Genomic DNA, 12038 nt, shown 5'->3' on the forward strand with positions numbered 1-12038 from the left:
ATGTCAGAAATTGTGCTGGACACCAAAGGCCGTTAGAAGCCGAGTTGCTTTGGCTTCGGCCTCGTCAAACATTCCTGTTCCTCGTGCATATGTTCCTAAAGCGTAAACCAATGTCCTCTTTGAAAGCGGATATTGATACTTAAGGGAAGCGACCCAGCGGTTACCGTCGCGGTCAGCATGTTTTACCGCACTTGTTCCCTGCCATTTTCCCATATTCCATTTGAAGGCTCCGAAAATTCTGCCGCCGGCTAAAGATGTGCTCGCTCCAATAACAAAGGTATCTGATCTAAAACCTTTTTTACTGCCTTTAACAGCAGCAGTCGAACCGAATCCTAAATCCTTAGCATAGAAGGCGTTCGGTCCTCCTCCAAGACTTCTGGAATTCCAAACATGCTGGTAATCAAAATGGACACGGGTGTCACCGAAGGTCTGGTTTATAGCAAAGAAAAGGTTATAAGTCGGATCAGAGTCGGCTCCGTTGTTGACGCCGCTTTGACGGTAATCAATGACCGTAAAAATTGTTCCCAGATTAAATCCTTTATCTTTGTACTGTGCGGATAAGCCATAGTAATGGTTGTTTTTGGCCCACTTGGCTTCGTCAGTTGAAATTCCGTTTGAATATTGCGCCGTGAGCGTAATAGTATTTGTCGGTTTAACTTGATATGTGACGGAATTGTTGAGCATCCCCGAATTAACTAACGATCCGATCAATGCTGCATCAAGATAGTTGCAGGCCATCGGGTTTGCACTCATCTTAGGAAATTGGCCGAAATATCCGGTTGTTCCCATCAGAGAACCGGAGCGTCCGAAACCGAGTTCGCCCCAACGGCCTCCGATAATGAGCAGGGAGTCTCTGTCGAAGAGGACCCCGGCAGTTTGACCCTCGCCGTTGTTAATTTTGAGACCTTGTTCGAGGACGAATTTAACGTAGTTGCCTCCGCCGAGGTCTTCTTGCCCCTTTAAACCCCATCTGCTGGCGGCGTTGCCTCCCGAAATGGCCTGAACTTTGGCGGCTTGACCTTTGCCTTTGGAAACTCCGAAACCGGTGTCAATGACACCATAGACGGAAACTGAGCTGGCAGCGGCTGCTGACATTGCTGCTAAGCAAGTAATTGCTGCGGCACTTTTGATGATTTTGATACTCATGCTGAATTTCTCCTTGTACTCGATGAGAAAATGCAAAAACCATTTGCTTAAAGACTAATGAGCAGCTCACTTAAGTGTCTGGTACTTAAGTAGTTAAAACCGTGAAAATCCTGAGGTCAAAACGACTTGACCATGAGATGATGATCAGACGAAAACAAGGACGGCTGGTTATGAAGCGACTAATTATTTCGATGTTTCTGTTTCTTTTTCTATGGGGCGGAACCGCTTCTGCAGAATACGTTATTGGAATAGGCACAGGAGCCATGTCGGCAAGTCAAAAGTTGTTTTTTGAAGAAACGGCCAAATTTTTGAGAGAAGAATTCGGTGCTAATACGATAGAGCTCAAAGGCCCAATGGCTCTGGGTAAATTAAAGGAGTTAATTCGCACCAAAAAGATTGATTACTTCATTTCTTCTGCCGGTTTTGCTCGACTGTTAGGCGAAGAAGGGGTAAGAGAGTTAGTGATCTATCGACCTGGACCGAACGAGCAGGATCGCAACGAACTTGGATCGACTTTTTTTGTCGCCAAAGATTCAAATATCAAAACGCTCTCAGGAATGAAAGGCAAAAAGTTTATCGCAAATGATCCTAATGCTTTTTACAGTTACGTGGCCCCGCTCGGAGAGATTTCTTACGCAGGTTATGATCCTTCTACGTTTTTTGGTTCAGTTCGTTTTCAATACAGACAACCGCTCGATTTGCTTAAGGCTTTGAAAGATGGAACGGCAGATGTTGCAGCATTACCTAGCTGTTTTTGGGAGAGTCGGTTAATCGATAATCCCGAGCTCGCAAATGCTGTTAAGCCGGCAGCGATAGTCAGTGAACAGCCGTGTTTTCGTTCAACCCGCACTTATCCCAACTGGGTGCTTTCTTCCACGAGATGGGCAGATCCTGCCTTTACAAAGCGGCTCGTAACTTCCCTCCTGGACATGCCGCACCTTAATGACGGTGCTTCCTGGTCAGTGCAAACAGATCTTTCGAGGGTGGACGCGGTTTTCAAGCAACTGAACATGGCCCAATTTTCTGGTGTCAAGCCATGGACTATTCGAGATTTCCTTCAAAAATATTCTTTTTCCGTTTTTATATTTACTATTTTTTTGTTGGCGCTGCTTACATTCACAGGTTTTTTGTACTTTAAATTGAAAATCCGATCGGCTCAGCTCATAAAGACCTTAAAAGAAAAATTTCAGGCGGATCGGGCAATGAGAGAAACTGAAGCGCGCCTTCTCTCTCTTCAAAAAATTACAACAATCGATCATATGAGTTCTATGATCGCCCACGAATTGCCACAGCCTCTTGGAGCTATTTTGGCGTATTCCGAAGGTTTGCTTCGGCTTCAGAAAGCCGGCTCCATAGATAACGAACTTCTTACAGAAATGCTGATAAAGATCGTTTTTCAAACGCGTAAAGCCGAGGAAATCGTGACGTCAGTTCGTTCCTATGCCAAGGAGCAAAAACTGAAAAAATCTCCATTGAGCGTTAACGATGTTGTGTCTGAAGCAGTTAAAGATTTCAAATCTACTTTGCAGGACTATCCGCTTGAGATTGATTTTGAAGGAGACTCTTCGGCTCCGATTTGCAGTTTGGCGCCGCTTGAATTTGAGCTCGCAGTTTTTAATCTTCTAAAAAACGCCAAGGAGGCTTTGAGGACTCAAGGCGCGGATGAACCAAAAGTTTCCATAAAGATCTCTAGCGATGAAACTTATTGTTTTGTCAATATTTCCGATAATGGTGCAGTTATCTCTGATTCGGACTTTGAAAGGATGGGCTCGGTTTTTAAGTCCGGAAAAGCCTCAGGTCTCGGTATCGGGCTATCAATAGTTCGCTCGATTGTTCAAAATCACAATGGTAACTTGGTGATAGAAAGAGGAAAGTACGGAGGTCTGATTTGCAGAATCCGTTTACCCATTTTTAGAGCGGAGTAGAGACTGAGAACTATATGCATCGTTAATCCTTTTCAGATCCTCTCGGACTAAGAAAGAGTTTAAGAAACCACCACTAAGCTAAAATTCAAAGGACATTTGGATGGACGCCGAGTATCAGATACCCCGGCAGTTATGAAAAAAGCCGCCCGAATGAAGGGCGGGCTGAAACTATCTGATTCGATTACTTGCCGGAAAGCTTATTCAAGCGAGCGACCAAAGAAGATTCATCTCCTCTCATCGGACGATGAGTTTCGCTCTTAGACGGTGAAACTGCGGCAGGTTTTTCTTCAATACCGGCTTGAGCATCGGCGTTTGCAAGATTTTCATGCATGATTTCGTCCATGACGGAACCTTTTGCAGGTGTATTCTGTTGTGTCACTGTTTCGTCTCCATTGGATTGCGGTTCGCAGGCAACTCTGCCGTAAGGACCGTAGATATCAGTTCCGGGCTCTGGAACTTTCTCTCCCGGGAACCTCGGGGCGCGGAGTCCATAATAATTCGGGTATGGAGAGGAAGGCAAGAGCAGCATCAGTAAAACCACGAGGTTGAGCAGCGGGATCAGCTGAGCGATCACCCAAAATCCGTTGTGATTTCTGTCGTGGAGCCGACGAACAGTCACCGTGAGGGACGGAAAGAAGATGGCAATACAAAAGATCAGATAAAGACTTCCGAAAATCAAAGCAAGGACGGGATCTTTCGGGAAAACCGGGATGCCGTCCGCCATCGCGTCTTCAGGCACGTCCACGAGTTTTGAAATGAACCAAAACGCCCACAAAATCAAAAGGTTGATAATCGTGAAGGACCAATACTCGGATCGAGAGGCTCGCCCTTGAAACGTAAAGTATTTGCTGAAGCAGTAGCGATACCACTGTAAAAACATTTTTTACTCCTTTGTTATTTACTCATTGTATTGAGGTTAGGGAGGGATTTCTTTTTAAAGCTCCAAAACGTGCAGTCAAAAATCACGTTCAATCTCCTGACTAAATGCAAGGAAAACAATAAAATCTCAAAAAACATTAATGGTGTATCCATGAGAACTATTCAAAAACTTTTCCTTTCAACAGCTCTGGCTGGTTCCGCACTTGTTTTAGTCGGCTGCCAAACCGCTGAGCCCTACGTTTCATATCCTTATGAAGTTACGGCCCAGAATGCACGTATTTTGAAGAGACTCGATGTGAAAGACGTCGCAGTGGATCAAGTGCGTGTTGTTAAAGCCATGGATCTGGAATGTGCCGGGAGCATTATCCCGATTCCTGGTCAGGAAGAATTTAAAACCTTAAACGGAGCTTTCTCGAACTATTGGAGAAACGCCCTGATGGCCGATCTCAACCAAGCCGGAATCCTGAATCAAAAGAATCCTAAGGTCAAAATCTACAATCTGATTGACAGCGTAAAGATTCAGGCTGAACCGACGTTCCTGGCTTGGCGCATCAACATGGAATTGTTCTCCTCTAACGGACACTCAATGAAACTGGATGTGGTGTATAACGCCCCTACCGACGGCTTGAAGAATATGCAGGACGGCTGCCGCAGAGTAGCTTCGACATTGAACAAGGCAGTGAAGTGGTCGGTTCTGAAAGCGATCAGTGATCCCAGGTTTGAAGCGCTGGTTCAGCCCGGACTTGATTTCACACCTTCAATGAAGGCCCAAAGCTTCCAGTCCCTGTTCCTGGGAGAAGACGAGGACGATCGCTGGGTCGATAAAGCTCCGAAGAAGCCGGAAAACTAAAATTAAGAACACTCGGTCTTTAAATTGGGGGGCGGAAGGGCGCCTCCGCAGAAGGGTCAGGGAGTCACTCGGTACTTGTTAAACAGTGGCTTCCAACGCGACGGGTATGCTTCTTTTTGTCTATCCGCAAACCATTGCGCAAATTCACAGACCGCCTTATCTTTTGCATCTTCTTTTCGAATGGCGACAATCATTGTCCACTTTGGTCTGTGCCATCCCGGAAGAAGAGGTACTAAGCGGCTTTCCTCAATTTCTTCTTTGCAGTAAGCGAGAGAAAGGTCAACCGCAATGCCTTCTCCCATGAGAGCGGCTGTTTTACAAGAGAAAGCATCTCCGAGATAACGAAGTTTAAATTCCGGATCCAGGTTAATTCTTTCGTCACCGTGCTCTAATGTCTTTGTAATGGGGTAAATCCTGCTTTCTCTAAGAATTAAGGGGTGAGCTTTTAGTTCATCCAATGATTGGGGAGCTCCGTTTCGTCGAATGTACTCAGGACTTGCAAGCAGCATGTTGTAGCTGAATCCGGCGTCAAAGAGGACCATTTCATCCTCATCGTTTTGGGGCAGGTACGGAAGCATGGCAACATCTGTCTCATTATCTAAAAGGTGCTTATGGTCGCAATCATTGAGGAGCCGTATCTTCAGATTTGGGTGCGCGCTTGCGTATTTATCCATCAACTCGAAGAGATCGTCTCTTGTCATATTCACCGGTAAAGACAAGCGAATCTCAGTCGGCTTTAGGAGAAAATCCTGGACTTTGTATTCGATCTTGTTTTTGGTCCGGAGCAATTCTTTTGCTAACGGCAAGATTTTTTCAGCGCCTTCCGTTAGTTTGAAAGGCCGACAGGAGCGGTCAAAAAGAATAAAACCAAGATCAGATTCAAGCTCTTTTACTATTCTTGAGACAGTTTTCAGATCCATATCCAGTTCGATAGATGTCTTGGATATGTTTTTTGTCACGGCCGTTGTCAAAAAAACTTGCCACGATAAAAGATTTTCTCTTGGCTTCATCACATTAAGTATTTAATTCTCATTTTTTAAGAAGTAATTCCGATGTTAAATCTTCTTGCTTTTGAGTATAGCCATTAAGCTTACTAAGTGAAACAGCCATTCAAGGAGAAATTATGAAGCTAAGATTGAGCCTTATTGTTTCAGCTGTCACGCTTGCGGTCTGCAGTCAAACAGCTGTTTTTGCTAAAGACGGTACATATACCGCAACGACTCTTGGACGAAACGGTGATGTTACAGTACAAGTTAAGATTCTTAACAACAAGATCGAGGATGTAAAAGTTCTCAATTGGAGTGAAACACACCCTGTCGCCGATCTGCCGAAGCTCAAAGTTCCTCAGGATATTGTTAAGTATCAGTCGATCAACGTTAACAACGTTGCCGGAGCAACCTTAACGACATTCGCTATCAAAGCAGCGGTGCAGGACTGCCTCAAACAAGCTGGTTTGAATCCCAAAGATTATGCGAAGGCGGTCCCTCAGCCGAAGAAGGTCGGCGGGAAAGTTGAAGAGAAAACTGATGTCATTGTTGTCGGTGCCGGCGGTGCTGGTCTTTCCGCCGCAGTAGCTGCAGCTCAGCGCGGCCTCAACGTAATAGTCATTGAAAAAGCTCATTTTGCCGGAGGCAATACCTCCGTTTCCGGTGGCTGCTTCAATGCAGCCGATCCTGAAGGTCAGAAACCTATCTCTATGACGGAAGGTCAAAAAGAATCTATCGAGAAACTTCTGGGTGAAAACCCCAAAAATAAACTTCAGGAAAAATTGATAGGTCAAGTTAAACAGCAATGGGATACCTATAAACAGTCAGGTTCAAAGAGCTTGTTTGATAGTCCTGAACTCCATGCTCTTCAAAGCTGGAAAGCAGGAGATTACAAGGCAAACTTAGCTCTCGTTTACAAGCTCACAAAAGAGGCTCCGGCAATCCAAAAAACTTTAGCCGGAATGGGCCTTGTCTGGCAAAAACAACCGACACAATTTGTCGGAGCTTTATGGCCGCGTTCTCACCGCGCAAGCAATTACAAATCCGGTGTAGGCTACATCGATACGTATCTTGACCTCATCAAAGGAGAAAAACTCCCGATCTCTTTCATGATGAGCACGCCGGCAAGTTCCTTAATTACCAAAGACGGAGCAGTGGTCGGAGTTAAGGCTTCGGGACCGGACGGGAAAGACTACACACTTTATGCCTCTAAAGGTGTGATTTTGGCAACTGGCGGTTTTAGCGCAAATGTGAAGATGCGCAATCAGTACGATGAAATTTGGGATAACAAGCTGGACAATCAAGTCAAGACGACCAATATGCCTGCGATTACCGGCGACGGTATTAATATGGCCGTGAAGGCAGGAGCAGGACTCAAGGACATGGGCTATATCCAGCTTCTTCCGACCACTGATCCTGCAACCGGTGCAACTAACCATAAGATTGTGGAGTCGACCAATATCTATGTGAATAAGCAAGGCAACCGTTTCGTAAACGAACAAGGCAGAAGAGACGTGCTTGCAAGGGCTGCCCTTGCCCAGCCTGACCATGTCTTCTATGTTATTGGTACGGAACAAACGTTGTTAAAGGATAAAGAAGGACGAGGGCCATACGGTATCTTGATTTCCGACCTACTTAAACAGAAGAAAGCATTCAAGGCCGATACGCTGGACGAGCTGGCGAAAAAACTTGGCATGAATCCGGATAATCTGAAGCGTACGGTCGCGAAGTGGAACGAATTCTGCAAGACACAGAAGGGTGATGAGTTCGGCCGTATGAGCTGTGAGGAAGGAAACAAGCTTCCCGGCGGTCCGTACTATGCCTCTGTCATGACTCCGTCTGTACACCATACAATGGGCGGCGTGACGATCGACGAAGACACCCGTGTACTCGATAAAAAGGGCAGACCTATTCGCGGTCTTTACGCAGCAGGAGAAATTACCGGCGGTATCCACGGGACGAACCGTGTCGGATGTAATGCGGTTCCCGATGCATTGATTTTCGGTACGATTGCCGGTCGGGAAGTCGGTAAGTAGCGTCCAAGAAATCAAGAGGGCCGGAGTTTTCGGCCCTGCTACATAGGATTAAATACTAAAAAATTAGAAGTTAGATTGAAGCCCCGGAAGTTTGGTGCCTTCTGGGGCTTGTTCTTAATAGTTGAAGGGGTGAAATCGCTTTTTCAGGTCACACTGGTTAAGCAATTTTGAGAACTGTTTCCGGATTCTGCCATAAATAGAAGAAACGAGTTCTGGACTGGTTGTACCAGCGAGGATTATTGAGATACCAGCTGACAGTCTTTTTGAGACCCTCTCCAAGAGAGGTCTTGTTTTGCAATCCGAGAACTGTAAGGGCTGACTCATCTTTAGAGATATCAGATGCGATCAGTGAAGTTGTAACTTCTTCGATCAGTGCCTGGTAGCGACCGACCGGCGGCGGAAGGGCCTCGTTCAAACTATCGCAGATCACGTCAGCTGCTTCAATATTTGACATGGAGGAGGTGGTGCCGGTCAAATGATAGTGTCCGCCGATTTTTCCGTTCTTTTCAACCAAGACAATGGCGTCGACCACGTCTTTGACATAGACGAGGTCAGAAACCTTTTCCTCCGGATTGACAACGGGTATCGTTTCACCTTCAATCGCGCGATAAATGATCATGGAGATCGGACTATCAGGCTGCTGGAAAGGTCCGAATGCGGGCGGTACGAGCAAACTGCTGATCGGAAGGCCGTCTGATGCATAACTGTCCAATAATTTAAGTAAGCCGGCGTACATCTTGCCGTAAGTTCCTAAAAGCTTGTAATGCTCGGAGACAACTACGACAATCTTGTGCAGCTTAGTGTCGGCCATGCCGTTTCGCCATTCTTTGACCGTTTCAAAGAATGTACGAAAATTTTCCAAACTGGATTCTTCTTCCGGGTTTTTAGGGGTTATGCAGAAATAGATCGTATCGGCAGCGGCCATGAGCAACGCCTGACGAATTTCCTCAGGATTGGAAATATCGCAGCGAGCAAAGCTGTGACGGCTTTGCTGCATGAGCTCGGCAATATTGAGCAAGTTTCCGAGACCGGAAAGATTGTCAAAATTGAAGACTTGTTGTCCGTCTTCAATGAGCTGATAAACCAGGTTGGTGCCTATGAAGCCGGCACCGCCAAAGACTGCTGAACGATTGCTCACTTTTTTCTCCTTATTTGTGATTTTAAGTGGGCTTCCCACAATCGCAATTGGTATTTGTCAGTTAGGCTTGACCCTAACTGATGGGGAATAACACGGTATTTGTCCGTTTCACAGAACATCTCGGGATTTCCCTCAATTCATACAAATCATCAAAATATTTCTGAATGACAGTTCAAAAAACTTTCAATCTCTGACGAGAAAGTCGAAGAAAAATACCCAAGGTTACACTATTTGTGCGAGCTAAAACTTTTTATCTTAATGGAAAAGAAAGTTCCGTTAATGAGCACGAAGGGTCACAAGGTAGGCAACGCTGTGATAGGGTGGCGGTGTCTAAATTATTTCTTTCGGAAATCAACAATGCTTAGAAAGATTATGACTGCTACTATTTTAGCCGCGGCTGCGATGGGCGTAAATGCCGAGGATTTTTATCTCAAACCTGTGCCTAAAGGGATGGAAATGAATCTGCCCGTTACCGTTAAGAAGAGTTTCCCAAACGACAAGGCCCGCATCGTTTTCTCAACCATGTCTGAAGCCAAGGACTTGGCTACAGCGCAGAGTGAAGTCAATAAGACCATGGCAGAGGCCCAGCAGTCTGTGAAAGATTTTTCATCAATCGCAAAGATCCGCAACGGAGGATATTACACGCAGCCGATTTATACTAATCCCAAGAAAGGGGAAGCTCCGGTGATTACAGGATGGCGAGCCCGTCAAAACATCATCGTTGAGACAGAAGACGTCAACGGCGTTGCCTCATTGGTCCAGGTCGGACAGCAGGCAAAACTAGTACTTGAAAACGTTTCATATTCTCTAAGTGAGGAAGCGAAAGCTGCTGCACAGGATCAGCTCTCAAAAGATGTGATCGATGCCTTAAATAAGAAGGCTGAATCCATCGCAGTAGCAATGAAAGTTGCGCCTGATGCACTTCGTATTGAAAAGCTGAATTTCAATTCGTTTGATTTCGCACCGGAGGGGGCAGTCTTTGCGGCCAGAGCTATGGGTGCAAACGCTGCTTTTAAGAGTGTGGAGACACCTGTTTTTGAAGCCGGAACATCCAACCTCTCGATGTCGGTGTCAGCTGTCTTGAAGACGGAAGACGCCGAGTAGTTTTAAGCATTCACCGACCATTCACGGCTTGAAACGTATTAATCCAAAGAAATTTGTCTAAAATAGGCCGTTAAAAGGGGAGGGCCGTCCGCCTTCTCCTTTCCGAAAAATAAACCTATTAAGGAGAAAAGGTTTGAAATCAAATTCTTCATATCCCATCCTGGCTAAAGAAGGTTGGGGAATCATCGGCGCCGCGATTTTTATTACGCTGTTAGTATGGTGGCTGATCGGAGGATTCATTTCCTTTATTTTCTTTGTCCTTTTGGTCTTTGTCATACAGTTTTTCCGTGATCCTCCCAGAGCGATCAGTCAGACTCCGCATAGCGTTCTTTCAGGAGCTGACGGAAGAATCTGCAAAGTTCAAAAAGTCGAGAATCCCTACACCGGTAAGGAAGAAATTCTTATTTCGACCTTCATGAATGTGTTCAACATTCACTCCAACCGCAGCCCGATCGGGGGTACTGTTGAGGCTATTTATTACAAACCCGGCAAATTCTTGAATGCCGACCTCGATAAGGCCAGCATGGAAAACGAACGCAACGCCATCATCATCAAGTCTGATGAAGGCCCTGTGATTACCTGCGTTCAGATCGCCGGCTTGATTGCCCGCCGCATTATCTGCCATCTCCATATCGGTCAGGAAGTTACTCGCGGCGAACGCTTCGGTTTTATCCGTTTCGGTTCCCGTGTCGACGTCTACGTTCCTCTCAACTCTGAAGTTCTCGTTTTCGTGGGCCAGAAGGTTCGCGCAGCGGACACCGTCCTTGCTCTCCTGAATCCTCAGGAAGAAGAAAAACCGGAAACTCCGGTCGAAGCTCCCGCTGTTGAAGCCGTAGAAGTGACCGAAGTTGCTGCAACTGCTGACGCTGCTCCTGCTGCCGAAACAAAAACGACAGAAGAGAAGACTCAGCAGCAGGCTTAATCAGAAGGAGAACGCTTAAATGCCTTTACAGCGAGATAAAGCCAAACCGTTTCATGCCCGTCGGAATTTTCGTCCGCATCCTCGCGTGACACCGAAGGCCATCGTTCGCGAACGCATTGATACCGTCCGTAAGAAGGGGATCTATCTGCTTCCGAACTTGTTTACGCTTTCGAGTTTGTTCTCAGGCTTCTATGCCGTCATCATTGCGATGGCAGGCGACTTTGAAAAAGCCGCTATTGCGATTTTCGTGTCCATGATTTTGGACGGCTGTGATGGACGTGTCGCCCGTTTGACTCATACTCAGAGCTCTTTCGGTGTCCAGTTCGACTCTTTAGCCGATATGTGTGCTTTCGGCATGGCGCCGGCGATGGTGGTTTATCAGTGGGCTCTTCACGACTTAGGTCGTTTGGGCTGGGCCGCCGCCTTCGTATACTGCGCCGGTGCGGCACTTCGCCTGGCACGCTTTAATGCCAACGTAGATGTTGTTGACAAAGGCTTCTTCCAGGGTCTTCCTTCTCCTGCGGCCGCTGCTTTAGTAGCAGGTTTTGTTTGGCTTGCGGTTGACCAGAGAATGCCTGTTAACAGCGACTGGCTGCCTTGGCTTGCAATGGTTATTACGGTTTATGCCGGTCTTACCATGGTCTGCAACGCCCCGTTCTACTCCGGCAAGAGCTTCCATTACGGCAAGAGCGTTCCTTTCTGGGTGCTGATTGCTGCTGTGATCCTGTTGTTTGTACTTTCAACAGATCCGGCTCTGATGGTCTTCATCCTTTTCTGCTTGTATGCACTTTCCGGTTTTGCTTACCAGTTCTACCTCTGGTACACAGGTCAGCCGAATCCGGTTATTCCGCATCGTTCTGAAGTGGAATTAGACGAGCCTGCAGATCAGGTTAAATAGGAAATCATTAAGATATTCGTGCACGGCCCGGGGATTTTCCTCGGGCTTTTTTGATGTGCGCTCGGCATGAGCGAACTCTACAGGGTGAAAGTCCCGAAGTGCGGGCGGTGGCGCCAAGCACATAGCCAAAGGCAAGGTCTGAATCGCGAGGTTC

At 46.5% G+C, this 12038-nt stretch carries 9 protein-coding genes and 1 pseudogene; 6 read left to right on the plus strand and 4 right to left on the minus strand.

Annotated elements, in window-relative coordinates; translation table 11 throughout:
- Positions 1–3 precede the first annotated feature (3 nt).
- On the minus strand, positions 4–1146 hold the full coding sequence (locus tag ACZND6_RS08930; protein ID WP_412611730.1) for a porin: 1143 nt from the start codon (positions 1144–1146) through the stop codon (positions 4–6).
- A gap of 170 nt (positions 1147–1316) precedes the next feature.
- Here ACZND6_RS08930 and ACZND6_RS08935 point away from each other — a divergent pair, with 170 nt between their 5' ends.
- On the plus strand, positions 1317–3071 hold the full coding sequence (locus tag ACZND6_RS08935) for a sensor histidine kinase (protein ID WP_412611733.1): 1755 nt from the start codon (positions 1317–1319) through the stop codon (positions 3069–3071).
- A 181-nt stretch (positions 3072–3252) separates the two neighbouring features.
- Here ACZND6_RS08935 and ACZND6_RS08940 read toward each other — a convergent pair whose 3' ends face one another.
- A complete protein-coding gene (locus ACZND6_RS08940) occupies positions 3253–3951 on the minus strand; it encodes a DUF805 domain-containing protein (RefSeq protein ID WP_418941206.1) in 699 nt (232 codons plus the stop codon).
- A gap of 150 nt (positions 3952–4101) precedes the next feature.
- Between ACZND6_RS08940 and ACZND6_RS08945 the strand changes: the two genes are divergently transcribed.
- A complete protein-coding gene (locus ACZND6_RS08945; protein ID WP_489524585.1) occupies positions 4102–4800 on the plus strand; it encodes a hypothetical protein in 699 nt (232 codons plus the stop codon).
- A gap of 56 nt (positions 4801–4856) precedes the next feature.
- Here ACZND6_RS08945 and ACZND6_RS08950 read toward each other — a convergent pair whose 3' ends face one another.
- Positions 4857–5810: a LysR family transcriptional regulator gene (locus ACZND6_RS08950; RefSeq protein ID WP_021868423.1), complete on the minus strand. Its 954-nt coding sequence runs from the start codon at positions 5808–5810 to the stop codon at positions 4857–4859.
- Positions 5811–5923: 113 nt separating this feature from the next.
- Here ACZND6_RS08950 and ACZND6_RS08955 point away from each other — a divergent pair, with 113 nt between their 5' ends.
- A complete protein-coding gene (locus ACZND6_RS08955) occupies positions 5924–7822 on the plus strand; it encodes a flavocytochrome c (protein WP_489524586.1) in 1899 nt (632 codons plus the stop codon).
- 157 nt (positions 7823–7979) lie between these two features.
- Here the strand turns inward: ACZND6_RS08955 and ACZND6_RS08960 are convergent, their stop codons facing one another.
- Positions 7980–8960: an NAD-dependent epimerase/dehydratase family protein gene (locus tag ACZND6_RS08960; protein WP_270208327.1), complete on the minus strand. Its 981-nt coding sequence runs from the start codon at positions 8958–8960 to the stop codon at positions 7980–7982.
- A 372-nt stretch (positions 8961–9332) separates the two neighbouring features.
- On the opposite strand from ACZND6_RS08960, the gene ACZND6_RS08965 reads away from it, so the two are divergent.
- The 3 genes and pseudogenes from ACZND6_RS08965 to pssA all read left to right on the plus strand — a co-directional run bounded on the left by ACZND6_RS08965 (position 9333) and on the right by pssA (position 11884).
- A complete protein-coding gene (locus tag ACZND6_RS08965; protein WP_489524587.1) occupies positions 9333–10064 on the plus strand; it encodes an SIMPL domain-containing protein in 732 nt (243 codons plus the stop codon).
- A gap of 133 nt (positions 10065–10197) precedes the next feature.
- Positions 10198–10839: pseudogene (locus ACZND6_RS08970) on the plus strand (phosphatidylserine decarboxylase); the annotation flags it as partial.
- Between the two features lie 166 nt (positions 10840–11005).
- Positions 11006–11884: a CDP-diacylglycerol--serine O-phosphatidyltransferase gene (gene pssA / locus ACZND6_RS08975; RefSeq protein WP_008811156.1), complete on the plus strand. Its 879-nt coding sequence runs from the start codon at positions 11006–11008 to the stop codon at positions 11882–11884.
- Positions 11885–12038 lie beyond the last annotated feature (154 nt).

It is taken from the genome of Parasutterella sp., from assembly GCF_057870745.1.

Coding starts and splice junctions, on each gene's coding strand:
- ACZND6_RS08930 (WP_412611730.1), bottom strand. CDS start 1,146: ATGAGTATCAAAATCATCAAAAGTGCCGCAGCAATTACTTGCTTAGCA.
- ACZND6_RS08935 (WP_412611733.1), top strand. CDS start 1,317: ATGAAGCGACTAATTATTTCGATGTTTCTGTTTCTTTTTCTATGGGGC.
- ACZND6_RS08940 (WP_418941206.1), bottom strand. CDS start 3,951: ATGTTTTTACAGTGGTATCGCTACTGCTTCAGCAAATACTTTACGTTT.
- ACZND6_RS08945 (WP_489524585.1), top strand. CDS start 4,102: ATGAGAACTATTCAAAAACTTTTCCTTTCAACAGCTCTGGCTGGTTCC.
- ACZND6_RS08950 (WP_021868423.1), bottom strand. CDS start 5,810: ATGAAGCCAAGAGAAAATCTTTTATCGTGGCAAGTTTTTTTGACAACG.
- ACZND6_RS08955 (WP_489524586.1), top strand. CDS start 5,924: ATGAAGCTAAGATTGAGCCTTATTGTTTCAGCTGTCACGCTTGCGGTC.
- ACZND6_RS08965 (WP_489524587.1), top strand. CDS start 9,333: ATGACTGCTACTATTTTAGCCGCGGCTGCGATGGGCGTAAATGCCGAG.
- pssA (WP_008811156.1), top strand. CDS start 11,006: ATGCCTTTACAGCGAGATAAAGCCAAACCGTTTCATGCCCGTCGGAAT.